Origin of the sequence: Bacillus sp. EU55 (assembly GCF_038005925.1) — a bacterium.
GTDB lineage: Bacteria > Bacillota > Bacilli > Bacillales > Bacillaceae > Bacillus > Bacillus velezensis.
Genome location: NZ_JBBOUE010000001.1, coordinates 4,099,816 through 4,123,971, shown reverse-complemented (window position 1 = coordinate 4,123,971; position 24,156 = coordinate 4,099,816). Strand labels below are relative to the sequence as shown.

Below are 24,156 nucleotides of genomic sequence, written 5' to 3'. Positions count from 1 at the left end.
CATGGCTTTTGTCACCATGAAACATCTTCTTGCAGAAGCGAAACGGGAGCATTATGCAGTCGGCCAATTTAATATCAACGGCCTCCAATGGACGAAGGCGATTCTGCAAGCCGCGCAAAAGGAGCAATCGCCGGTCATCGCCGCGGCTTCCGATCGTCTGGTCGACTATTTAGGCGGATTTAAAACGATTTCCGCCATGGTCGGCGCGTTAATGGAAGAAATGGCGATTACCGTTCCCGTCGTGCTCCATCTTGATCACGGAAGCAGTGCGGAACGCTGCAGACAGGCCATTGACGCCGGATTCAGCTCAGTGATGATTGACGGCTCCCATCATCCGATTGATGAGAACATCGCGATGACAAAAGAAGTCGCCGATTATGCCGCTCAGCACGGCGTCTCAGTAGAAGCAGAAGTCGGCACGGTCGGCGGCATGGAAGACGGGCTGGTCGGCGGGGTCCGCTATGCCGATGTCGCCGAATGTGAGCGGATCGTCAAAGAAACCAATATCGACGCGCTGGCCGCCGCCCTCGGCTCCGTCCACGGCAAATATCAAGGTGAACCGAATCTCGGATTTAAAGAAATGGAGGCTATCTCCCGCATGACTGATATTCCTCTCGTTCTTCACGGAGCATCCGGGATTCCGCAGGAACAGATCAAAAAAGCCATCACGCTCGGCCACGCGAAAATCAATATCAACACGGAATGTATGGTCGCCTGGACAGAAGAAACACGCCGCATGTTTCAGAAAAACGGCGATCTGTACGAACCGCGCGGCTACATGGCACCCGGCATTGAGGCCGTGGAAGAGACAGTGCGAAGCAAAATGAGAGAGTTCGGATCAGCCGGTAAAGCCGTAAAACAGCAGGTCGGCTGATGAGAACGGAAACCGCCAAGATGGCGGTTTTTTTGTGCGGTGTTGCGCCCGTACGCCCGAAACGATTATGATGATGGCAGCAGTGTAAGAAACGGGAGTGGTTCAGTTTGAATAAAATCATGATTGTGGAAGACAGTGAAGACATTCGCGGACTATTGCAGAATTACCTTGAAAAATACGGATATCAAACCGTGGCCGCCGATGATTTCACGGCTGTTCTTGATGTTTTTTTGCGGGAAAAGCCTGATGTGGTGCTGCTTGATATCAATCTGCCGTCTTATGACGGCTATTATTGGTGCCGCCAGATCCGCCAGCATTCTACAAGCCCGATCATTTTCATCTCAGCCAGAAGCGGGGAAATGGATCAAGTGATGGCGATTGAAAACGGCGGAGATGATTATATCGAAAAACCGTTTTCTTATGATATTGTGCTGGCGAAAATCAAAAGCCAGATCCGGAGGGCGTACGGAGAGTACGCCGCCAAGCAGGGAGAGAAAGTGGTTGAATATGCCGGTGTGCAGCTCTTTGTGGAACGGTTTGAACTGCGCTTTCAGGACGAAAAAAGCGAGCTTTCTAAAAAAGAAAGCAAGCTTTTGGAAGTGCTGCTGGAGCGGGGAGAAAAGGTGACGGGAAGAGACCGGCTCATGGAAAAAACGTGGGACACCGATATTTTCGTCGATGATAATACGCTTAACGTGTATATCACGCGGCTCAGAAAAAAACTGCGGGAGCTGAATGCGCCTGTTTCCATTGAATCGGTGCGGGGCGAAGGCTACCAGCTGAGGGCGCTGTCATGAAGCTGTTTCTCCGGTCTCATGCCGTGCTGATTCTGCTTTTTCTTCTTCAGGGGCTGTTTGTTTTCTTTTATTACTGGTTTGCGGGTCTTCATTCTTTTTCCCACCTGTTTTACATATTGGGCGTGCAGCTTCTTATTTTGGCGGGATATCTTGCCTATCGCTGGTACAAAGACCGCGGTGTGTATCATTGGCTCAGCTCGGAGCAGGAAGGGACGGACATCCCGTATCTCGGTTCTTCAGTGTTTTGTTCAGAGCTGTATGAAAAGCAGATGGAGCTGACCCGGATGCAGCACCAGAAGCTCCATGAGACCGAAGCCAAGCTTGACGCGCGGGTGACGTATATGAACCAATGGGTGCACCAAGTAAAAACGCCGCTGTCGGTCATTAATTTAATCATTCAGGAAGAGGATGAGCCCGTCTTTGAACAAATCAAAAAAGAGGTCCGGCAGATTGAATTCGGGCTGGAGACGCTTCTTTATTCTTCAAGGCTCGACCTGTTTGAGCGGGATTTTAAAGTTGAAGCGGTTTCCTTATCAGAGCTTCTCCAATCGGTCATTCAAAGCTATAAACGATTTTTTATTCAATACCGCGTCTATCCGAAAATGGATATTCGCGATGATCATCAGATTTACACCGATGCGAAATGGCTCAAATTTGCGATCGGCCAAGTGGTCACAAATGCGGTCAAGTATTCGGCAGGCAAGAGTGACAGACTTGAGCTGAATGTCTTCCGCGATGAAGACAGGACGGTGCTTGAAGTCAAAGATTACGGTGTCGGCATTCCCTCGCAAGATATCAAGCGGGTGTTTGACCCTTATTACACTGGCGAAAACGGACGGCGTTTCCAAGAATCTACGGGAATCGGCCTTCATCTCGTCAAAGAAATTACGGGCAAGCTCAATCATACGGTGGACATCAGCTCGTCCCCCGGTGAAGGGACATCGGTCCGATTTTCATTTCTTACAAAAATGTAAGACTGCGTTAAGAAAACAACATAGCTCGTTTTGTTTCCCCTTGATAACATGGATTTATGTCAAGGGGATTTTTATGTTAAATGCCCCGGCACTACATGAAAGCAGCCCAGACCAACAAGAATAAAACCATAAGGAGGATTTTCATGGCGAATATGCTTGAAGTCAAACATATAAATAAAACCTATAAAGGACAAGTGTCCTATCAAGCTTTAAAACAAATTTCGTTTTCAATAGAAGAAGGCGGGTTCACGGCGGTGATGGGACCGTCCGGATTCAGGCGATATCCTGATTCACGGAGAAAACCCGCACCTGCTGAAGCGGACAAAGCTCGCTCATTTCCGCCGCAAGCAGCTCGGATTTGTGTTTCAGGATTTCAACCTTCTGGACACGCTGACGATCGGTGAAAATATCATGCTGCCGTTAACGCTTGAAAAAGAAGCGCCGTCTGTCATGGAAGAAAAACTGCACGGCATCGCGGCAAAGCTCGGAATCGAAGACCTGCTCAACAAACGGACGTTTGAAGTATCCGGCGGACAGCGCCAGCGGGCCGCCATCGCAAGAGCGGTCATTCATAAGCCGTCACTCATTCTGGCCGATGAACCGACGGGAAACCTTGATTCCAAAGCGTCAAAAGACGTCATGGAAACGATGCAGAGCCTGAATCAGGATGATCATATCACGGCTTTGATGGTGACCCATGATCCGGTTGCGGCAAGCTACTGCCGCCGCGTCATCTTTATAAAAGACGGCGAACTGTTTAATGAGATTTACCGCGGGGAAAACCGCCAAGTCTTTTATGAGCAGATTCTTGATGTGCTGTCTATGCTGGGGGGAAACGCAAATGACCTTTCTTCAGTTCGCTTATAAAAACGTCACGAGAAACAAAAGGGCCTATCTTGCTTTCTTTTTAAGCAGCGCTTTTTCCGTTTTGATTTTCTTTACCTTTGCGATGTTCCTGTTTCATCCGGCGTTAGATGAACCGACGGGAAACCTTGATTCCAAAGCGTCAAAAGACGTCATGGAAACGATGCAGAGCCTGAATCAGGATGATCATATCACGGCTTTGATGGTGACCCATGATCCGGTTGCGGCAAGCTACTGCCGCCGCGTCATCTTTATAAAAGACGGCGAACTGTTTAATGAGATTTACCGCGGGGAAAACCGCCAAGTCTTTTATGAGCAGATTCTTGATGTGCTGTCTATGCTGGGGGGAAACGCAAATGACCTTTCTTCAGTTCGCTTATAAAAACGTCACGAGAAACAAAAGGGCCTATCTTGCATTCTTCTTGAGCAGCGCCTTTTCCGTTTTGATTTTCTTTACCTTTGCGATGTTCCTGTTTCATCCGGCACTAAAGGAAGGCTACTTGAATAACATCGCCAGAAAAGGCTTAACCGCCGCGGAATGGATGATCTTTGTTTTTTCTTTCTTATTTGTTCTGTATTCAGTTAATGCCTTTTTGAAATCGAGAAATAAAGAATTCGGCATCCTGCTGATGCAGGGCATCACGCCGGGGCAGCTGAGAAAGCTCATTACGGCGGAAAACATGATCATAGGCGTCATGTCGATCGCAGCCGGAATTATCGGCGGATTCATTTTTTCGAAAACGTTCTTTACGGTCGGCGCTTATATTTTAGAAATGGACGCGCTGCCTCTGTATATGCCTTGGAAAGCGCTTGGCATTACGGCCGGCGGATTTCTGCTCTTATTTTTTCTTTTATCGCAGTTCACAATCCTTTTTGTCAGATCAAATACGGTGATCAAATTAATAAAGGGCACTGACAAGATCAAGCCGGAGCCGAAGCCGTCCGTGCTTCTGTCCTTATTCGGCATCGCCTGCCTGTGCGGCGGGTACGGCATGGTTCTGAAAGGCAATGTCCACGGGACCGAGCCGTTCATCATTTTACTGCTTACCGTCATCGGCACGTATTTCTTTTTCAGCCAAAGCAGCATCTGGATTCTGCGCGCGCTGAAAAAGTGGAAAGCCTTTTATCTGCGCGGGAAAAACGTCATTTGGGTTTCTGATCTTGTGTATCGTTTAAAAGACAACGCCCGCCTGTTCTTTATCGTCAGCATTATTTCCGCGGTAGCCTTTACGGCGACGGGCGTGCTCGCGATGTACAAATCGACCGTCGGGGCGGAAGAGTCCGCCTATGAGATGGAGTATTTATCTTTCAGCAATAACCCGAAAGAACAGACTCATTTGAAAGATATTGACCATGAACTGAAAACACACGGCTTTACGTATAAGAAAGACAAAATAAATGTTTCCTATGTCCGCTATCAGGAAGGAGAAACTGTTCCCCCTGTTTACATGATCAGCGAATCGGATGTATCAACATACTTCCATGTCAAGCTGAACGGCCTGAAACATGGTGAGGCTGTCTATTTCCCGGGCACGTATGACCGCAATTTCAAAAACGAAGCGCCGGATCAGCTGAAGCTGCTGAACCAAAAAGGCAAGCCGTCTGACCAAAAACTGACGGTAAAAGAAGTCAAAAAACCGCTGATTTCATTGAATGCCATCATCGCGGTAAACGATCAAACCTTTGATCAGCTGAATTCACTCGGTGAGAAAGCGTCATTATACGGCTACAGCTATGATCATTGGAAAGACAGTCTTGGGATCAGTCAATCCTTGAAAAATGAGATTTACGGCAACTATATCGACGTGCATTCTGATTTTATGGCAAAAGCCGGGACGTACTATGATACGGTGCAGCTGCCGAGCCTGAGTTTATTCATCGGCCTGTTTATCGCGATCGTTTTCTTTGTCGCGGCAGCGAGTTTCTTATATTTCAGGCTGTTCACCGATTTAGATGAGGACCGGGAGCGCTACCGTTCATTGGCCAAAATCGGTCTGAGTGAGCGTGAAATGGCACAAAGCGTGACGATACAATTGGCGATTCTCTTTTTCTTTCCTTTCGTCATTGCCGTCATGCATACGCTGTTTGCTTTGAGAACATTGGCGGTGGAAGGCTATTCCGATGTAGCGGGGCCGCTCAGTCTGACCATCGGAGGGTTTTTCATCTTTCAGCTTCTGTTCTTCCTCGCGGTGCGGACAAGCTATTTGAAAAAAATGAACAAGTAAGGGGAGTGCACAGATGAAAAAAGCATTGGCAATCCTGGCCGTCTTGGCGGCCGCTGCCGTCATATACGGACTTCTCTTTTTTCATAATGATGTTACAGACAGATTTAATCCGTTTATTCACCAGCAAGATGTTTATGTACAGATTGATCGAGATGGCAAACATCTTAGCCCGGGCGGTACTGAGTATACATTAGACGGATATAACGCATCCGGGAAAAAAGAAGAAGTAACCTTTTTCGCCGGGAAAGACCTTCGGAAGAACGCGTATTTGAAGGTGAAGGCGAAAGGAAAGTATGTCGAGACCTGGGAAGAAGTCAGATTTGAAGATATGCCGGGCTCCGTACAGTCAAAATTAAAGTGAACATGAAAAACGGCACAGTGTCATGACTGTGCCGCTTTTTTTACTTTTTATTTTCTTCAGCCCGTTTGATCAGCATGTCGGTGATGATATCCATCTGTTTGCTGACGGCAATCGGGTCATACGGATAGAAGGTGTTGAAATCGTTGATAAAGACACGATTGTTCTTTACGGCATCGAGATTTTTCCAAACGGATGACTCTTTCAGACGCTCAAATGTTTTGCTTTCTCCATTCGGATTGTAATCGGTAATGAACATATAATCAGCCGCATATTGGGGAATGACCTCTTGGGAAACCTGTTTCATGGCGCCCGTTTTCATGATGTCTTTTTCGATTTTGGCCGGCGCTTTCAATCCGAGCGCGTTATAAACGGCTTGGCCGCCGCGGCCGGAATTGTCATTGAAAATCCAGATTTCGCCTTTATCCGTCGTTTCATAAAGGCCGACTGTCTCGTCTTTGCCGATCACGTTTTTGAGGCGCTTTTGATCGGCTTCGGCCTTTTTGTTGAAGTCTGCCATAAAGCTTTTGGCTTTATCCTTCGCCCCGGCAATGTCGCCGAATAGGCTGACCGTATCTTTCGTATTCTTTGCGGTGTTAAAAGGAATGACAATCGTCGGTGCGATTTTCGATAGTTTCTCGTATTGGTCATCCTTCATCAGCACGATTAAATCAGGCTTCAGCTGCATCACTTTCTCCACATTGACGGGATTGCCGATGTCCGTGGTGTTTTTCAGCTGTTTTTTGATAAACGGATTTTTGAAAGCCCATGAGCCCGCCCCGACGACATTTGCGTCAACGGACAGCAGCTCACCTGCATAAAAGTCAGTGACGATCCGTTTCGGATGTGCGGGTATGTCAATATTTCCTTTTGTTGATTCATATGTACGCATGTCTGTCTTTCCTTTGCCTGATGCCGATCCGTTGTTTTCCTTCGCGCCGCTGCAAGCGCTTAATGCGAAAACAAGCAGAAGTGCCAGGCCGATCAGCCATGATTGTTTCTTCATAATGATCCTCCTATTTCGTTGATAATGATTATCATTATTAATATAGCAGGAAGATGTCATTCCGTCTATGTTTTTTATAGAAAACCTTCCTTGATTATCCATGTTATAGTAGTAAAGGAGGAGGAATGAATGTTGATTACGAAAAGAGGGACTTGGTGGGAAGTGCTGCACAGCTGGTGGCTGCTGCTGACTTTCGCGCCGTTTGGGCTGACCGCTTTCTTGGCCTTTTTCTATATCGGCTACCGGGCCAAGAACAAAAAATGGCTGAAATACGGACTTATCTATTTTATTATTTTAGCAATTGCTTTTGTGCTGCCGAGCACGCCGGGCGTGTATATCGTGCTGCCTTTATGGGTCATCTCCATCATCCACGGGCTGAAAGTGCGGGCGGCTTATTTAATACAGCTTGATGTGTTTAAACAAAACGTCGAAGCAAGAGCGTTTGAAGCGGTAAGGCATGAGGCGGAGGAAAAATTCGGCGGAAAACCCGCTCAACGCATTGATCTGACAAAACAGAGATAAAAACAAATGACAAAGCCGGTATCTCGCGCTTTGTCATTTGCATGACCGGCCTATTGCTGGTATGAATGCTGCTGAAACGGTGTGTGATGCTGTGTTTGCGGGAATGAAGAAACATTAGCGTTTGCCATCGGTGCAGGCATGTGTCCGCTTACTTCCTGCTGAAGCTGATTGCACACATTCACGATTTGCTGGCATTTCTGAATGGCCGCTTCATGTCCCTGCAGCGCTTGCTGAATGGTATGAACGGCATGCTGTTCATGGTTAAGCATCTGCTGAAGCATTTGAATGTTTTGCTGTTCCTGCTGGAGCATTTGCTTGTACTGCTGACTGCTTTGCTGTGTCTGCTGAATAAGCTGCTGTGCTGTTTGGCGGCATTGCTGCAGCTGATTTCCACTGTATTGGTTTTGATACATCATGAAGACCTCCTGAAGTGATTGATTTTACACATTTATCATGTGAAAGAATAGGAGAGGCATTCATGCAAGAAAAGAATTCAAATATTTACCTGTTATGTACAGAGCGGAATACAAGGCTCGGGATGGCCTGTCGAGCTTTGTATTCCGGCCCTTTTTCTCAGAAGCCGCCTTCTGTAGCGTGAAAAGGAATATTGAGTCTGTTTTCGACTGCGCGCAGGCGCTGATTCAAACGGTTTAAGCGGCGGGTATGGATTTCAATGGACTGGCTCAGCCGTCTGATCTGCTCATTCATACGCGTGATTTCCCGGTTTTGGCGCTGGTCTTCTTGTGAGAGGCGGGTGAGCTCTCTCGTTTGCTCGGCGTTTTGTCTTTCAAGCTGGGCGACTCTCCGTTCTAAACCTGTCGGCTGCCGCTCTTCGGACTGAGGGGGCGCATAATAATAGCTTTCCTGCTGCTGATACGGCTCATACTCAACGCGGTTCACTTCGTATTCCTGCTGCTGAGGGAAATAGGCAGGCGGGGTGTAGTACTGATATGGGTTCATTCATCATTCTCCTTATCTAGTGAAGTCTTTATACACTATGTAGTCAATTGCACAGTGCCACGGCATCCGCCTAAGTTACAGGCGTAAAAAAGCTTCAAAGGAAGGTGATCATGTTGCGGAACATACGGATTTTCATCATGACGGTTCTTGTTTTCGGATGCGTCATGATAACAGGCTGCTCGCAAAAGAAAGCAGACGATACCCCTTTTTATTACGGGACATGGGATGCAGGGCTGAAGCCGGGCCCGATGGACGGGGTCAGATCTGAAACCGTCACGTTTACGAAAGACAGCGTGCTGACAAAGCAGGTCATTCAAGGCCGCGGCGAGGTTGCCATGCCCTCAGATGTGTACAAGGTGATCTCTCAGAACACGGACGGGACGATCGAGATTGAATACCTCGGACATCCGCACCCCGTCAAAAGCACGTTGAAAAGAGGAAAAAACGATACGCTCATTTGGAAGATATACGGAGAAACAAAAACAATGACAAGAATAAAAACCGGCGGGGAGGATGCACATGAGAAATAAGGCTGCCGACAGACTCGTTTTGACGGGTGTCATCGTACATATCATTCAATGGTTTTCACTGTTATGGTTATTTTTTATGCTTTTTGATCAGTTCGGGCGTTTTACCATTTACAATCCCAATGTCGTAAACGGAAGCATGCAATCTTTTTCATTCTTTGATATGATGCGCGCTCTTCTGTTTTCCGGCACGCTGCGGAATACGCTCCTGCTGTTTCTGTTTGCGGCGCTACTCATTTACATGTGGGTGAACGCTCTGTTTATCCTGCTGGAAATCGTTTCTTATATCATGATCAGGCGGAACAGCCGTTCATTATGGGCATACTTTCCCGCAGCGATGGGAATAAAGCTTGCCCTTCTGGACATAGCGGCCGTCCCTTTCTTTGCGGCGGGGCTGATGCTCTTGAAGCAGAAAACAGATGACGGCGGCGAACAAGCTGACAAGGGGAAAAGACGGCCCCGCATCCGGAGGCAGGCCCGGTTTACGAAGAGAAGGCGGAGAAACTTGTCCGTTTGATTTTTCATTGAAACGAAAAAACGATATGATGAAAGCATAAGAAGAAAAGGATACAAAGGAGATGCAGGATGTACAAGTTAATCGCAATAGATATGGACGGAACACTACTAAACGATCATCATGAAGTGACGGCTGAAGTCCGCGGGGCGCTTGATGCCGCCAAAGCGGAAGGGGTCAATATCGTCCTGTGCACGGGCCGGCCGATCGGCGGCGTGCGTCGGTATTTGGAAGAGCTGAACTTACAGGAAGAAGGCGACTTTGTGATTGCCTATAACGGCGCACTCGTCCAAAATACGTATACAAACGGTGTCGTGGCCGAGCAGTCATTAGGTTATGAGGATTTGAAGTCGCTTTACGAGCTGAGCTTACAGCTGGATACTCCGATGCATTACTTTGACACAGCCAATCTGTACACGCCGAACCGGGATATCAGTGAATACACGGTATACGAATCATACATTACGAAAGTGCCGCTTCATTTCCGCACGATCGATGAAGTGCCGAAGGATATTCTGATTCCGAAAGTCATGTTCATTGACGATCCGGACAAGCTGGAGAAAGCGATCGCTTCCATTCCGGAATCATTCAAAGAAACATACACAATGGTCAAAAGTGCGCCATTCTTCCATGAGATTCTTCACCCGAAAGTCAGTAAAGGAAACGCGGTTAAGCTTCTGGCCGAAAAACTCGGCATTGAACAGAAAGACGTCATGGCAATCGGCGATAACGGCAACGACATGTCCATGATTCAGTGGGCCGGCTGCGGTGTGGCAATGGCCAATGCCATCCCGGAAGTAAGGGAGATTGCCGATTTTGAAACGAAATCAAATAACGAACACGGCGTGGCGCATGCGATTCAGGAGCTTGTGCTGAAAAAATAGGCACCCCATCAGAGGGTGCTTTTTTACCGCGTATTTTGGTGATATGATAAGCGGAGAGGGGAGGCGCGACATGGATCGTGAAAAACAGCAGCTCAGCATAGTTGCGGCAAAACTATATTATCAATCAGATTACAGCCAGCAGCAGATCGCCGAACGGCTTAATCTGTCACGCCCCACCGTTTCAAGGCTGCTTCAGTACGCAAAGGAAAAAGGGTATGTGCAAATTCGCGTCATGGACCCATTTGAGGATCTGGACGAACTAGGCGCGAAGCTGGAAGAAAAATACGGGCTGCTTGAGGCGCACGTCGTCTTTTCTCCAAGCGACGATTACCAGGCCATTACACATTACTTAAGCCGCTATGGCGCAGACTATATGCATAAAACCGTAAAGGACGGCGATATACTCGGCGTAAGCTGGGGGACGACGATGTACCAGATCGCAAGCCGCATGGAGCCGAAGCAGGTAAAGAGCGTTGAAGTCGTGCAGCTGAAAGGCGGCATCAGTCATTCCAATGTCAATACGTATTCGTCAGAAACGATTCAGCTGTTCGCCGAAGCATTTCAGACGATGCCGAGGTATTTGCCGCTGCCGGTTATATTTGACAGCGCCGATGTGAAACAGATGGTCGAGCGGGACAGACATATTAAGCGGATCATTGAAATGGGCAGACAAGCTAATATCGCCCTGTTTACGGTCGGAACCGTCCGGGATGAGGCGCTGCTTTTCAGACTCGGCTATTTCCGGGAAGAAGAGAAACAATTACTGAAAGCACGCGGGGTCGGCGATATTTGTTCGCGCTTTTTTGACGAGGAAGGCAGGATTTGCAGCAGCAGCATTAACGGCAGGACGATCGGAGTCGAGCTCAGCGACTTGAAAATGAAAGAGCGTTCGATTCTGGTGGCGGGCGGCAGCAGAAAATGCAAGGCCATTCACGGTGCCCTGAAAGGAAAGTACGCCAACGTTTTGATTACCGATCAGCATACGGCCAAAAAACTCATTCAAGAATTGTGACAATTCATGAACATAATTTCAATTACCAATTTACATATGTTCAAAACTCGGTTATTCTAAACGTATCCTAGGAAAAAGGAAGTGCATACAATGTCAATTGCAAGTCAAATAGACCATACTGCTTTGAAACCGCATACACAAAAAGCGGATATTTTACAACTGATAAAAGAAGCAAAAGAATATAAATTCGCTTCCGTTTGTGTAAACCCGACTTGGGTCAAACTCGCAGCGGAGGAACTGAAGGGCACGGGAGTTGACGTTTGCACCGTTATCGGATTTCCTCTCGGCGCAACGACATCGGAAACAAAAGCATTTGAAACGAAGGATGCCATCTCAAAAGGAGCCACTGAGGTTGACATGGTCATCAATATCGGCGCATTAAAAGACGGCGATGATGGAGCGGTTGAAGCTGATATCCGCGCGGTAGTTGAAGCAGCTGATAAAAAAGCGCTCGTCAAAGTGATCATCGAAACATGCCTTTTGACAGATGAAGAAAAAGAGCGCGCGTGCCGCTTAGCGGTATCAGCAGGCGCCGATTTCGTCAAAACGTCTACCGGTTTTTCTACAGGCGGGGCAACGGCTGAAGATATCGCTCTTATGAGAAAAACAGTCGGACCGGACATCGGGGTCAAAGCATCAGGCGGCATCAGAACAAAAGCTGATGTTGACAGCATGATCGCTGCGGGCGCGAGCCGGATCGGCGCAAGTGCGGGCGTCTCTATCATGAGCGGCGGAGACAGCGGCAGCAGCGACTATTAATCAGCAGTGCGGAAGCCGAAAGCTTCCGCCATCCTCTTTCTTTGTTGATGCATAAAAAATTGTAAGCGAATACAAATAAAAGGAGAACACATATGAAGTATCTCATCGGAATTATCGGAATCATTGTGTTTTTAGGTCTTGCCTGGCTTGCCAGCAACGGCAAAAAAAGAATCAGAATCCGGCCGATCGCCGTCATGCTCGTGCTGCAGCTGATTCTCGGTTATATTCTCCTCAACACCGGTATCGGGAATTTTCTTGTCGGCGGTTTTGCAAAAGGATTTAACTACTTGCTGGAATATGCATCAGAAGGGATTAACTTTGTATTCGGCGGGCTTGTGAATGCGAAACAGACGACGTTCTTCATGAGCGTGCTTCTGCCGATCGTCTTTATATCCGCTTTAATCGGAATTCTGCAGCATTGGAAGGTCCTCCCCTTCATCACGAAGTATATCGGTCTTGCGTTAAGCAAGGTGAACGGAATGGGGAAAATCGAATCTTACAACGCTGTTGCATCCGCGATTTTAGGGCAATCAGAAGTCTTTATCAGTTTGAAAAAACAGCTCGGTTATCTTACTGAACAGCGCTTATATACGCTTTGCGCGTCCGCAATGTCGACGGTCTCAATGTCGATCGTCGGTTCTTACATGATGATGCTGAAGCCTGAATACGTCGTGACGGCGCTTGTGCTGAACTTATTCGGCGGATTTATCATCGCTTCTATCATTAACCCGTACACCGTCAGCAAAGAAGAGGATTTGATCGTCGTTCCTGAAGAAGAAAAGCAATCCTTTTTTGAAGTGCTCGGTGAGTATATAATGGATGGATTCAGAGTCGCCGTCGTCGTAGCGGCGATGCTGATCGGATTTGTCGCACTCATTGCCCTGGTCAACGGCGTTTTTAACGCGGTCTTCGGCATTACATTCCAGGCGCTGCTCGGATATGTATTCGCGCCGTTTGCGTTTTTAACCGGTATTCCGTGGAATGAAGCGGTGAGCGCCGGAAGCATTATGGCGACGAAAATGGTATCGAATGAATTTGTGGCGATGCAGACACTCTCATCCGGCGATTTCCATTTCAGTGCGCATACACAGGCAGTGGTATCTGTATTCCTTGTCTCATTCGCGAATTTCTCCTCTATCGGAATCATTACCGGTGCGGTGAAAGGGCTGCATGAAAAACAAGGAAACGTCGTCGCGCGGTTCGGGCTGAAGCTGCTGTACGGCGCAACACTCGTCAGCTTCTTGACAGCGGCGATCGTCGGATTGATTCACTGAACATAAATGAAGGACAGGTGATAGATCATGAGAATGGTAGATCTTATTGTAAAAAAACAAAATGGAAAAGAACTGACAACAGAAGAAATTGAATTTTTCGTAAAAGGATACACGGACGGAAGCATCCCTGATTATCAGGCAAGCGCACTGGCTATGGCGATTTACTTTCAGGATATGACAGATCAGGAGCGCGCAGATCTGACAATGGCGATGGTGAATTCAGGGGAAACGATTGATCTCTCCGCCATTGAAGGCATTAAGGTCGACAAGCACTCTACGGGCGGGGTCGGCGACACGACAACTCTCGTACTCGCACCGCTCGTCGCGGCGCTCGGCGTTCCCGTTGCTAAAATGTCCGGCCGCGGTCTTGGCCATACGGGGGGGACCATTGATAAGCTGGAAGCGATCGAAGGCTTCCATGTGGAATTGTCAAAAGATGAATTCATCAAGCTTGTGAATCGCGACAAGGTAGCCGTCATCGGACAAAGCGGCAATTTGACGCCTGCCGATAAAAAGCTGTATGCGCTGCGTGATGTAACGGGTACGGTGAACTCCATCCCGCTGATCGCAAGCTCAATTATGAGTAAAAAAATCGCCGCCGGAGCAGATGCCATCGTGCTTGACGTCAAAACGGGGGCCGGCGCGTTTATGAAAACGGATGAAGATGCCGTGAACCTCGCCAAAGCAATGGTCCGCATCGGAAACAACGTCGGCCGCCAGACGATGGCCGTGATTTCTGACATGTCGCAGCCGCTCGGTTTTGCGATCGGGAATGCCCTGGAAGTACAAGAAGCCATTGATACGTTAAGAGGGGAAGGGCCTGAAGACTTAAACGAACTCGTCCTCACGCTCGGCAGCCAAATGGTCGTATTGGCGAAAAAAGCTGAGACATTGGAAGAAGCGAGAACGAAGCTTCAGGAAGTCATGAAAAACGGCAAAGCGCTTGAAAAGTTCAAAGAGTTCCTGAGCAATCAGGGAGGAGACGCTTCTGTTGTTGACGATCCGTCCAAACTTCCGCAGGCGGCGTACAAAATTGACGTTCCGGCGAAAGAAGCGGGTGTCGTTTCAGAAATCGTCGCTGACGAAATCGGCGTCGCAGCGATGCTGTTGGGCGCGGGACGTGCGACAAAAGAGGACGAAATCGATCTTGCCGTCGGCATTATGCTCCGCAAAAAAGTCGGTGACAATGTCGAAAAAGGCGAGCCGCTCGTCACCCTTTACGCCAACCGCGAAAACGTTGACGACGTGACCGCCAAAGTCTATGACAACATCCGCATCTCAGAAAAAGCGGAAGCGCCGAAACTGATTCATACGCTGATTACGGAATAAGAGAAGAAAGGCACATACCTCATCAGTATGTGCCTTTTTTTATGGCATGGTTTTATCCAAATGAATGTCACGGACGGATTGTTTCGGCTGTTTCTTTCTCAAAAAACGAATGAGATAGCACAGGATCATACAAGGAATTCCGGAGAAGAGGGCGATTCTTTGATTGGGATCAAATGCAAGGCCTACGCATGAAGCGAAACATAAGATCATGGCGGCGATCGGAACGAGAGGGTATAACGGTGTGCGGAAGGTCAGATCCGAGACGCGTCCGCCGTTTTTCACATAATGTTTTCGAAATAACAGCTGAGACAGGGCGATGCTCATCCACACCACGACGCCGGCAAATCCGGCTATTGCCACGAGCACCACGTAGACCGTGCCCGGGGCGGCAATGCTTGAGATCAAGGATATGCAGGAAACGGCCATGCTGGCGAGCAGGGCATTCAGCGGAATGCCTTTCGGCGTGACTTTTTTGAACCGGGCGCTGATCATGTTTTCATTTGCAAGAGACCACAGCATCCGGGTGGAAGCATACAGTCCGGAGTTGGCGACCGAAAGCAAAGCCGTTAAAATCACGAAATTCATGATGTCTGCGGCGTATGGAATTCCGATTTGGGAAAAGACCGCGACAAACGGACTTTCAATCACACCGGCTTCCTTCCAGGAGATCAGTCCGGACAGCACAAAAATGGCGCCGATAAAAAAGATGACCGTTCTCCAGGCGACATTTCGGATCGAACGCGGAATATCTTTTGCCGGATTGGCGGTTTCACCCGCGGTAATTCCGATCAGCTCCGTCCCTGAAAAGGCGAAGCTTACGGAAATCATCGCGATGAAAACCGCAAGAAAGCCGTTCGGAAACAGTCCGCCGTGTGAGGTGAAATTCGACAGCATCGGAGCTTCACCCGAACCGTGCAATGAAATCAAACCGAACATCGCGGCGCCGCCTAAGATGATAAATAAAAGGATGGTGACGATTTTGACGCTGGAAAACCAAAACTCTGTTTCTGCAAACAATTTAACGGAGAATGCATTGGCGGCAAAAAGGAGAGCCGCGAAAATCGCGCTCCACATCCAGACGCTGCTGTGGGGAAACCAGCGCTGCATGAGGATACCGGAAGCTGTAAACTCCGATCCCACCGTCACCACCCAATTCACCCAATACATGATACCGACCATAAAACCCGTGGACGGCCCGATAAACGTTGTCGCATACGTTTGAAATGAACCGGTCACAGGCATGGCTACTGACAATTCTCCGAGACACTGCATGACAAGATACATCATCAAGCCGCCGATTAAGTAGGCGGCGATCGTCCCGCCCGGCCCGGCCTGGCTCAATGTATACCCTGTGCTCAAAAACAGCCCCGTGCCGATGACCCCTCCCAATGAAATCATAAATAAGTGCCTGCTTTTCATCGTGCGCTTTAGTTGATTGCCGCCTTGATCAACATCCATCGTGATCTCCCCCTTTTTGCGTGGCGTGAAAATCTTCCGGCAGCCGAGAGCACGCGTGCCGGATTTGACTTTAACGTGACAATTTAAATCCCTTTAATGCATGTAAAATGACGTGTGCGGCTGCCCGGCTTGTCATATCGCGAAAATCAAGTGTCGGATCAACCTCAACGATCTCAATACCCGAGATGTCAGCCTCCTGGGCTAAAAACCTGACCGCCTGAAGCAGTTCTTCGGTATATAGGCCTCCTGGGCCGATCGCGGGGCAGCCGGGCGCATGAGCTTGATCCAGCACATCCATATCAACCGAAATAAAAATGGCGTCGGCTCTTTTTTGAACGGCCGGCAAGACCTCTTGTATCGTTCGGAGGAGCCCTTTCTCCCGGATCATCTCCATTGTATGCACGTCTGCCTGCCGCTCTTTTACATATTGTTCATATGCCAAGCTGTTGCTGAACTCCCTGATTCCAAGCTGAATCAGGTTTTGTCCGCTTATGATATTTTCATCTAACAGCCGGCGGAATGGCGTGCCGTTTGTCGGCCCTCCGTCTTCTGTGTTGCGGACGTCGTGGTGGGCGTCGAATTGAAAGACGGCTGTTGTTCCTTTCGTTTCCGCAATGGCTTTAATGGTGGAATAACTGATGGAGTTGTCGCCGCCGAGAATGACGGGCACCCAGTCAGGCTGATCCGTCAGAATGTCATGAATGGTCCGATAAATGTGTTCGTGAGATGTGACGACATCCGTGACGTGAATCTGAATATCGCCGATATCGTACAGATGGTCAATGACATGCTCCCGCAGCTCTGCGGAATATGCGGAAATGCCGCCGAGCGCCCGGCGGATCGCACCGGGGGCAAAGCAGGCGCCGGAATGGCTGATTGACGACTTAGAAAGCGGAACGCCTATCAAAGCCGGCCCTTTGATCGTTTGTCCCGCCCACGCTTCCGTCACATCGCCGATCCTTGTCACATGGCGGTCGTTGAAGAGAGAGCCGGCTTTTTGCAGAAACGGATACTTATCCAAGAGCGGCTCCCTCCCTTGAAACGACCGTCTTTCCGTTCTTGATGACACGGCGGACATGATTGACGCCGTAATGATACGGGATATACATGTAATTCGGCGCTTCCCAAATGACAATGTCAGCCGCCCGTCCGGCTTTAATTTGTCCGGCCTCTTCGCCTTTTCCGATCGCATACGCGGCATTAACGGTGACAGCATGCCAGATTTCTTCTGCGGTCATTTTTAAATGAAGCGCGGCAATCGACATGATGAGCTGGAGATTTTCCGTCGGTGAGCTGCCCGGGTTGAAGTCAGTTGCCAAACTGACCCGTACGCCCGCATCAATCATCTTCCGGGCTCTCGCGTAAGTGTGATTGCCGAGATAGAAAGTCGTGCCCGGCAGCAGGACGGCGATCGTTCCGGACTCCGCTAGCTTTTCGATGCCTTCGTCAGATGCCCCCACCAAATGATCGGCAGAAACAGCATGCAGTTCTGCCGCCAATTCCGCGCCGCCGAGCGGGTCAATCTCATCAGCATGGATTTTCAGGCCGAAACCAGCTTCAGACGCCTTTTTCAGGTAGTCCCTCGACTGGCTGACGGTAAAGACGCCTGTTTCTGTGAAAATATCGGCAAATTGCGCGAGGCCTTTTTCTTTTATTTCAGGCAAAAGCTGCAGCATGCGATTCAGAAATTCGTCAGGGCTGTTCCGGTACTCAGGCGGAATGGCGTGTGCCCCCATAAAGGTCGTGACAAGGTCGACCGGCTGGCGCCTGCCCAGTTTTTTCGCTGCGGTCAGCTGTTTCAGCTCCGTGTCTTTGTCGAGTCCGTACCCGCTTTTTACTTCCGCGGTCGTGATGCCGTATGACAGCATGCGTCCGAGGTGAAAAAGCGCTTTTTCAATCAGTTCTTCTTCGGAAGCGGCTTTCGTGTCTTTGACCGTTGACAAAATACCGCCGCCTTGCGCCAGAATATCCAAATAGGACATGCCCTGAATTTTTAAATTCAGTTCTTTTTCCCGGGACCCTCCGAATACAAGATGGGTATGGGGATCGACGAGGCCGGGGGTGACGAGCCGTCCCCCGCAGTCGATGATGTCTCTTGCCTCGTATCCTTCCTCCGCTCCTTGATGTCCGGCAAAAACAATGCGCCCGTCGGAAATGCCGATGACGGCATCTTCCGTGACACGAAGATCCTGCATGCTTCCGCCTGATCGGGGGCCGCCGGATTCCATTGTCAGCAGCTGGCCGATGTTGGTGAGTATGGTATCTATTTGTTTCGGCATGTTACCGCTCCTTTTTCATCGGTATCATAATGTCTTGTTCCTCGGCGACTTGAGCCGCTTTTTCATAACCTGCGTCCGCATGGCGGATGATGCCCATTCCCGGGTCGCTTGTCAGAACGCGGGAAAGCCGTTGTTCCGCAAGGATGCTGCCGTCAGCGACCGCGACCATTCCCGCGTGAAGGGAATACCCCATGCCGACGCCCCCGCCGTGGTGAAAAGAAACCCAGCTTGCGCCTGAGGCCGTGTTGATCAGCGCGTTCAGCACCGCCCAATCGCCGACCGCGTCGCTTCCGTCTTTCATCGCTTCTGTTTCCCGATTCGGAGAGGCGACAGATCCGCAGTCTAAATGGTCTCTTCCGATGACGATCGGGGCTTTCAGCTCGCCGTTTCTGACCAATTCATTGATGGCGAGCCCCATCTTTTCCCGTTCACCGTAGCCGAGCCAGCAAATACGGGACGGCAGGCCTTGGAATGTGACTTTTTTCTGTGCCATGTCAATCCAGCGGTGAAGGGCTTGATTTTCTGGAAACAGCTCTTTTAATAAAGCGTCCGTGCGGTATATATCTTCAGGGTCTCCCGACAGCGCGGCCCAGCGGAACGGCCCTTTTCCTTCACAAAATAAAGGCCGGATGTAGGCGGGAACGAATCCCGGAAAGTCAAAAGCATCGGCGAGACCCTCATCTTTGGCAGCCTGGCGGATATTGTTGCCGTAATCAAAGACGACGGCACCTTTTTTCTTGAAGGCGAGCATGGCTTCCACATGCTTTTTCATACTCTGCTTGGAAAGCCTTACGTATAATTCAGGCTGATCCCGGCGCAGGCGGTCAGCCTCTTCAAGTGAGTATCCTGCCGGAATATAGCCGATCAGCGGGTCGTGAGCTGAAGTCTGATCGGTCACGATGTCAATATGGACGCCGCGGTTCAAAAGCTCATGATGCACCTCAGCCGCATTACCGAGAAGGCCGATCGATAAAGACTCTCCGGCTTGTCTGGCTGCTTCGGCCCAGCGCAGCGCTTCGTCAATTGATGCTGTTTTACGGTCGCAATAGTTTGTTTCAATGCGTTTATCAATCCGTGTTTCATCCGCTTCAACGGCGATGACGACGCCATCATTCATTGTGACGGACAGCGGCTGGGCGCCTCCCATTCCGCCAAGTCCGGCCGTCAGCGTAAGGGTTCCTTTCAGACTGCCGCCGAAATGCTGTCTCGCAAGCTCGGCAAAGGTTTCATAGGTGCCTTGCAAAATACCTTGTGAGCCGATATAAATCCAGCTGCCGGCCGTCATCTGCCCGTACATCATCAGCCCTTTTTTCTCAAGGTCATGGAAATGCTCCCAATCCGCCCATTTCGGCACGAGAACCGAATTGGCCAGCAGGACGCGGGGCGCGCGGCTGTGCGTGCGGAACAGTCCGACCGGTTTTCCGGATTGGATCAGCAGTGTTTCATCATCTTTTAACATTTTGAGGGAACGCTCAATCGCGTGAAAAGCATCCCAGTTTCGTGCGGCCTTGCCTATGCCGCCGTATACGATCAGATCCTCCGGTTTTTCGGCAACCTCCGGGTCAAGGTTGTTTCGGAGCATGCGGAGCACGGCTTCCTGCTCCCATCCTAAGCATTCAAGTTCGGTGCCGCGGCCGGCGCGGATTGATTTCTTTACATCAGTCATCTTGTAAGTCCCCCTTCATTGGTCATCAGTTTTTGGTGATGCTCATTCGGCAGAAAAGACTCCTTCTTCAGCCAGTCACTCAGATGCTCGATGTCATAAGAAAACACGCGGTCTTCTTGTATGGACGGCACGATGTTTCTCATTTCGTGATAGAGCTGTTTTGTGTACGAGGCGCAATGTTCCGCACCCCGGTACTCCACGGCCTGCAGCGCGCAAATGGCTTCAACGGCAAGCACCCGTCTCGTATTCGCAATGATCTGGTAGGCGTGCCTTGAGGCGATGGTTCCCATGCTGACGTGATCCTCCTGGTTTGCCGATGAAGGAATGGAATCGACACTGGCGGGATGGGCCAGGGTTTTATTTTCTGACACGAGGGAGGCCGCCGCATATTGCATGATCATCGCTCCGGATTGTAAGCCGGGCTGCGGGCTCAGAAAAGGCGGCAGGTCATTCAGCTGCGGATTCACAAGCCGTTCGATCCGGCGTTCAGAAATATTCGCAAGCTCGGCCGCCGCCACTTTGAGAAAATCCATGGCAAAGGCGATCGGCTGTCCGTGAAAGTTTCCGCCTGAGATGATTTTGGCGCCGTCTTCGAAAATGAGCGGGTTATCTGTCGCGGCATTCATCTCAATTTCTAATTTTTCTTTTACATACGCTAATGTCTGCCATGATGCGCCGTGGACTTGAGGAATACAGCGGATCGAATAGGCGTCCTGGACACGCAGCTCCCCTTGGACGGTCGTCAGCTTGCTGTCTGACAAGTAATAGCGGATTCGCTCTGCGACATCCATCTGTTCCTGATAACCGCGGGCGGCATGAATGTCCTCGTCAAACGCATCGATAATACCCTGAAGGCCTTCGATCGTTAAGCTCGCGATCCGTTCCGACTGATAGGCCAGCTTTTCGGCCTCGAGGTAAGCGATCAGTCCCATCGCGGTCATGGCCTGCGTTCCGTTGATCAGCGCGAGTCCTTCCTTAGAGGTCAGGACGGCCGGCTGAAGGTTTGTCTGTTCTAAAGCATGAGCTGTCGGCATCCGGGCCCCTTCGTAAAAGACTTCGCCTTGACCGATAAGCGCCAGTGCGAGATGAGAAAGCGGCGCCAAATCCCCGCTCGCCCCCAGTGACCCTTGCTGCGGGATGACCGGGTGAATGCGATGATTGAGATACGAAAGCAGTTGATCAATCAGCTCAGTCCGCACGCCGGAAAAGCCTTTCAGCAAGGCATTGGCTCGCAAAAGCAGCATGGCCCGCGATACAGATTCCGGAAACGGATCACCGACGCCGCACGCGTGAGAAAGAATCAGATTCAGCTGCAGATCCGCAGCGTCTTCTTTTTGAATCAGCACATCGCTGAACTTGCCGAATCCCGTCGTAATCCCGTAAATGGTCTTCTCTTCCTGAACGATCCGTTCAACCGCCGCCCTGCTTTTTTTCACACGTTCCATGCTTTCGGCAGATGCTTGAACCTCTTCAAAATCAAACAGCACACGCTGGGCATCTGCGGTTGTCAGTGAGGAACCGTCTAATGTCACCATCATTTCAACCCCTTTTCCTTTACTTTGGTAAAGCGCCCATACAAAAAGGAGCTATGCCATGAAAATGATATTTCACGCATAGCCCCCTATCATCTGAAATCTATGGGCTGATTCATATGTGATTAATTCCGACTCCGAATGTTTCGTGCTCAAGCCCCTTAATCGGAGCTCCGATCGTGCCGTAAAGTGAAACGGCGATCCAATCGCCTTCCGCCTCGCTTTCATACGGATTTCCCCGCAAGACAGCAAACTTCAGGCCCACGGTACGAAGCAGCGAGCCAAGCAGCATTTCGCCCCTCGTCACTCCGTGCAAAGCTTCCATTGTGGCATGATACAGCGCATGTGATTCGCGATAACCCTCAGATTGAATGACACCGCTCTTTTTGGAAGCGGTTTCAATCGCAGCTACCACTTTATGCGCATCCATTGAACCCACCCTGCCGAGACAGACTTTCCAGCCGTCCTGTTCCAGCCGTCTGATCTGCTGGTTTTCTTCAGTCTCATGAAGCAGAAGAAGGACGGACAAGCGCCCGATGCGGCGGTCTTTGTGTAAGGTCATATATGCTTCACTCAATTCTTAAATATTCTGATAACTAGTAACTGTTTTTTATATTAAGTGTTTGCGAATCAGAAGTCAAAACTTTTTTTCCAGTCTTTCACAAATCAGATTGCTATCGAAGTAAAGCGGTACATCGTGAAGCCGGCGATGTTGATCACATATTTCCGCCAGCCGCATCATAAAATGGAGCGTTGTCTTGAAAGCGTTTTAAGAAAAGAAGAGAGCGAGGAGATTTCAGAAAATGAAAACCAGTTTCTTTCGTGTGTGCCTGGTCTCAGCAGCGGTCATCGGGTTCACTCTGCCGCAGGCAAAAGCCCAGCATCCGGTTTTTTCAGAGGTCAGCGTGCATGATCCGTCCGTCATCAAAACAGGCGATACATATTATGTATTCGGCTCGCATTTGGCTTCCGCCAAGTCGAAAAACCTGATGCAGTGGCAGCAGATATCTTCAAGCGTCAATCCCAATAATCCCCTGATCCCGAATGTCTACACCGAATTAAAAGAGACATTCGACTGGGCCCAGTCTGATACGCTGTGGGCGCCGGACGTCGCCCAGCTGTCTGACGGGAAATATTACATGTACTATAACGCCTGTAAAGGAGACTCGCCGCGATCCGCTCTCGGTGTCGCCGTGAGTGACAAAATCGAAGGACCCTACAAAAACAAAGGCATCTTTTTGAAATCGGGCATGGAAGGAAAAAGCGAAGACGGCACGACGTATCATGCAAACGTTCACCCGAACGTCGTAGATCCGCAAACGTTTTTTGACCATAAAGGCAAGCTCTGGATGGTGTACGGCTCTTACTCCGGCGGGATTTTTATACTGGAAATGAATCCGAAAACCGGTTTCCCGCTCCCGAACCAAGGATACGGAAAAAAACTGCTCGGCGGAAATCACAGCAGAATCGAAGGCCCGTACATCAGCTACAATCCGGAAACGAAATATTACTATCTGTATCTGTCATTCGGCGGACTTGACACAGCCGGCGGTTACAATATGCGTGTGGCGCGCTCTAAAAATCCGGACGGTCCGTACTATGACGCCGCAGGTCATAACATGCTTGATGCTAAAGGAAAAGACGGCAGTTTCTTCGACGACAAAGCAATTGAACCGTACGGGGTTAAACTCATGGGCGGCTATAGCTTCGCCTCACAATCTGAAAAAGGCACGGGCTACGTATCGCCGGGACACAACTCCGTGTTTTACGACGGGAAAACGAAACGATCATACCTCATTTTCCACACCCGTTTCCCGAACAGAGGAGAAGAGCATGAAGTCAGAGTGCATCGGCTGTACATGAACAAAGACGATGGCCCGTTGCAGCGCCATACCGCTATGCGGGAGAACCGGATTCACACATATCGGCGGCCGCTGCATCCGGAACCTACAAACTCATCCAGCACGGAAAAGACATCACAGCTACGATCAAAACCCCAAAAAACATCCGGCTTAACAACGACGGCACCATTTCCGGGGAAATGACCGGAACCTGGACAATAATGGACAGCAGCAAAGCCCGAATCAACCTGAACGGCACAAATTATGACGGCGTCTTCCTGAAAGAATGGGACTCAGCGAGAGAGAAGGAAGTTGTGACGTTTAGTGTGCTGAGCGGTGATGGGGAGGCTGTTTGGGGAGTGAAGTGAATTAGCACCTACTCCATTTTGGAGGGTGCTTTTTTCTTGCTAATTAGGAGAATGACCTTCTATTGCTTTTAATAAACCATTTGAATTATGATGGATTCAACCTCTATCGTTTACAGTGAACAGTATAAAATTG

The 24,156-nt window shown here is 49.6% G+C and carries 22 protein-coding genes and 3 pseudogenes; 16 read left to right on the top strand and 9 right to left on the bottom strand.

Features of this window, described 5'->3' with window-relative positions:
* Nucleotide 1 precedes the first annotated feature (1 nt).
* From fba to NYE50_RS21005, 7 genes and pseudogenes are all read left to right on the top strand, one after another.
* Nucleotides 2-874, top strand: a complete 873-nt coding sequence (gene fba / locus NYE50_RS21035) for a class II fructose-1,6-bisphosphate aldolase (protein ID WP_159353623.1) — start codon at nucleotides 2-4, stop codon at nucleotides 872-874.
* A gap of 107 nt (nucleotides 875-981) precedes the next feature.
* Nucleotides 982-1,671 carry a two-component system response regulator YxdJ gene (gene yxdJ / locus NYE50_RS21030; protein ID WP_015240901.1) on the top strand — a complete coding sequence of 230 codons (690 nt, stop codon included), beginning with the start codon at nucleotides 982-984 and terminating at the stop codon, nucleotides 1,669-1,671.
* A complete protein-coding gene (yxdK, locus tag NYE50_RS21025) occupies nucleotides 1,668-2,645 on the top strand; it encodes a two-component system sensor histidine kinase YxdK (protein ID WP_015418563.1) in 978 nt (325 codons plus the stop codon). The genes yxdJ and yxdK overlap by 4 nt, the downstream gene beginning before the upstream one ends.
* A gap of 143 nt (nucleotides 2,646-2,788) precedes the next feature.
* A pseudogene (locus NYE50_RS21020) lies at nucleotides 2,789-3,512 on the top strand (ABC transporter ATP-binding protein).
* Nucleotides 3,513-3,618: 106 nt separating this feature from the next.
* Nucleotides 3,619-3,891: pseudogene (locus NYE50_RS21015) on the top strand (bacitracin ABC transporter ATP-binding protein); the annotation flags it as partial.
* On the top strand, nucleotides 3,866-5,734 hold the full coding sequence (gene yxdM / locus NYE50_RS21010; protein ID WP_172869693.1) for an ABC transporter permease YxdM: 1,869 nt from the start codon (nucleotides 3,866-3,868) through the stop codon (nucleotides 5,732-5,734). The pseudogene NYE50_RS21015 and the gene yxdM, both read left to right, overlap by 26 nt.
* Before the next feature lie 13 nt (nucleotides 5,735-5,747).
* The gene (locus tag NYE50_RS21005) at nucleotides 5,748-6,095 is read left to right on the top strand and encodes a YxeA family protein (RefSeq protein ID WP_004393256.1); all 348 of its coding nucleotides are present in this window, start codon (nucleotides 5,748-5,750) and stop codon (nucleotides 6,093-6,095) included.
* Between the two features lie 40 nt (nucleotides 6,096-6,135).
* On the opposite strand, the gene NYE50_RS21000 is transcribed toward NYE50_RS21005, so the two are convergent.
* On the bottom strand, nucleotides 6,136-7,098 hold the full coding sequence (locus NYE50_RS21000) for an iron-hydroxamate ABC transporter substrate-binding protein (protein ID WP_004393259.1): 963 nt from the start codon (nucleotides 7,096-7,098) through the stop codon (nucleotides 6,136-6,138).
* A 129-nt stretch (nucleotides 7,099-7,227) separates the two neighbouring features.
* Between NYE50_RS21000 and NYE50_RS20995 the strand changes: the two genes are divergently transcribed.
* The gene (locus tag NYE50_RS20995) at nucleotides 7,228-7,620 is read left to right on the top strand and encodes a hypothetical protein (RefSeq protein ID WP_004393261.1); all 393 of its coding nucleotides are present in this window, start codon (nucleotides 7,228-7,230) and stop codon (nucleotides 7,618-7,620) included.
* Between the two features lie 50 nt (nucleotides 7,621-7,670).
* Here the strand turns inward: NYE50_RS20995 and NYE50_RS20990 are convergent, their stop codons facing one another.
* The gene (locus NYE50_RS20990; RefSeq protein WP_007407823.1) at nucleotides 7,671-8,033 is read right to left on the bottom strand and encodes a hypothetical protein; all 363 of its coding nucleotides are present in this window, start codon (nucleotides 8,031-8,033) and stop codon (nucleotides 7,671-7,673) included.
* A 160-nt stretch (nucleotides 8,034-8,193) separates the two neighbouring features.
* Nucleotides 8,194-8,580, bottom strand: a complete 387-nt coding sequence (locus NYE50_RS20985) for a hypothetical protein (protein WP_007407822.1) — start codon at nucleotides 8,578-8,580, stop codon at nucleotides 8,194-8,196.
* A 110-nt stretch (nucleotides 8,581-8,690) separates the two neighbouring features.
* Between NYE50_RS20985 and NYE50_RS20980 the strand changes: the two genes are divergently transcribed.
* The 7 genes from NYE50_RS20980 to NYE50_RS20950 all read left to right on the top strand — a co-directional run bounded on the left by NYE50_RS20980 (nucleotide 8,691) and on the right by NYE50_RS20950 (nucleotide 14,879).
* Entirely contained in the window at nucleotides 8,691-9,110 is a 420-nt protein-coding gene (locus NYE50_RS20980) for a lipocalin family protein (protein ID WP_053573898.1), read from the top strand.
* Nucleotides 9,100-9,624 carry a hypothetical protein gene (locus tag NYE50_RS20975; protein WP_025285527.1) on the top strand — a complete coding sequence of 175 codons (525 nt, stop codon included), beginning with the start codon at nucleotides 9,100-9,102 and terminating at the stop codon, nucleotides 9,622-9,624. Before NYE50_RS20980 ends, NYE50_RS20975 begins: the two co-directional genes overlap by 11 nt.
* A 68-nt stretch (nucleotides 9,625-9,692) precedes the next feature.
* Nucleotides 9,693-10,505, top strand: a complete 813-nt coding sequence (yidA, locus tag NYE50_RS20970) for a sugar-phosphatase (protein ID WP_015240895.1) — start codon at nucleotides 9,693-9,695, stop codon at nucleotides 10,503-10,505.
* Nucleotides 10,506-10,575: 70 nt separating this feature from the next.
* Nucleotides 10,576-11,517, top strand: a complete 942-nt coding sequence (locus tag NYE50_RS20965) for a sugar-binding transcriptional regulator (RefSeq protein WP_224988548.1) — start codon at nucleotides 10,576-10,578, stop codon at nucleotides 11,515-11,517.
* 90 nt (nucleotides 11,518-11,607) lie between these two features.
* Nucleotides 11,608-12,276, top strand: coding sequence for a deoxyribose-phosphate aldolase (deoC, locus tag NYE50_RS20960; RefSeq protein ID WP_071182080.1), 669 nt, complete (start codon nucleotides 11,608-11,610; stop codon nucleotides 12,274-12,276).
* 92 nt (nucleotides 12,277-12,368) lie between these two features.
* The gene (locus tag NYE50_RS20955; RefSeq protein WP_004393280.1) at nucleotides 12,369-13,550 is read left to right on the top strand and encodes a NupC/NupG family nucleoside CNT transporter; all 1,182 of its coding nucleotides are present in this window, start codon (nucleotides 12,369-12,371) and stop codon (nucleotides 13,548-13,550) included.
* A gap of 27 nt (nucleotides 13,551-13,577) precedes the next feature.
* Nucleotides 13,578-14,879 carry a pyrimidine-nucleoside phosphorylase gene (locus NYE50_RS20950; protein WP_071182079.1) on the top strand — a complete coding sequence of 434 codons (1,302 nt, stop codon included), beginning with the start codon at nucleotides 13,578-13,580 and terminating at the stop codon, nucleotides 14,877-14,879.
* A 39-nt stretch (nucleotides 14,880-14,918) separates the two neighbouring features.
* Here NYE50_RS20950 and NYE50_RS20945 read toward each other — a convergent pair whose 3' ends face one another.
* The 6 genes from NYE50_RS20945 to hutP form a co-directional block, all read right to left on the bottom strand.
* Nucleotides 14,919-16,337 carry an amino acid permease gene (locus NYE50_RS20945; protein WP_224988549.1) on the bottom strand — a complete coding sequence of 473 codons (1,419 nt, stop codon included), beginning with the start codon at nucleotides 16,335-16,337 and terminating at the stop codon, nucleotides 14,919-14,921.
* Nucleotides 16,338-16,407: 70 nt separating this feature from the next.
* Nucleotides 16,408-17,358, bottom strand: a complete 951-nt coding sequence (gene hutG / locus NYE50_RS20940) for a formimidoylglutamase (RefSeq protein ID WP_017418560.1) — start codon at nucleotides 17,356-17,358, stop codon at nucleotides 16,408-16,410.
* The gene (hutI, locus tag NYE50_RS20935) at nucleotides 17,351-18,616 is read right to left on the bottom strand and encodes an imidazolonepropionase (protein ID WP_224988550.1); all 1,266 of its coding nucleotides are present in this window, start codon (nucleotides 18,614-18,616) and stop codon (nucleotides 17,351-17,353) included. Before hutI ends, hutG begins: the two co-directional genes overlap by 8 nt.
* Before the next feature lies 1 nt (nucleotide 18,617).
* A complete protein-coding gene (gene hutU, locus NYE50_RS20930) occupies nucleotides 18,618-20,282 on the bottom strand; it encodes a urocanate hydratase (RefSeq protein WP_224988551.1) in 1,665 nt (554 codons plus the stop codon).
* The gene (gene hutH / locus NYE50_RS20925) at nucleotides 20,279-21,817 is read right to left on the bottom strand and encodes a histidine ammonia-lyase (protein ID WP_224988552.1); all 1,539 of its coding nucleotides are present in this window, start codon (nucleotides 21,815-21,817) and stop codon (nucleotides 20,279-20,281) included. The genes hutU and hutH overlap by 4 nt, the downstream gene beginning before the upstream one ends.
* A gap of 112 nt (nucleotides 21,818-21,929) precedes the next feature.
* Nucleotides 21,930-22,376 (bottom strand): hut operon transcriptional regulator HutP, encoded by a 447-nt coding sequence (gene hutP / locus NYE50_RS20920; RefSeq protein ID WP_071182075.1) that lies wholly within the window; start codon nucleotides 22,374-22,376, stop codon nucleotides 21,930-21,932.
* Between the two features lie 241 nt (nucleotides 22,377-22,617).
* Between hutP and NYE50_RS20915 the strand changes: the two are divergent.
* Nucleotides 22,618-24,023, top strand: a pseudogene (locus NYE50_RS20915) (glycoside hydrolase family 43 protein).
* The last annotated feature ends 133 nt before the right edge of the window (nucleotides 24,024-24,156 follow it).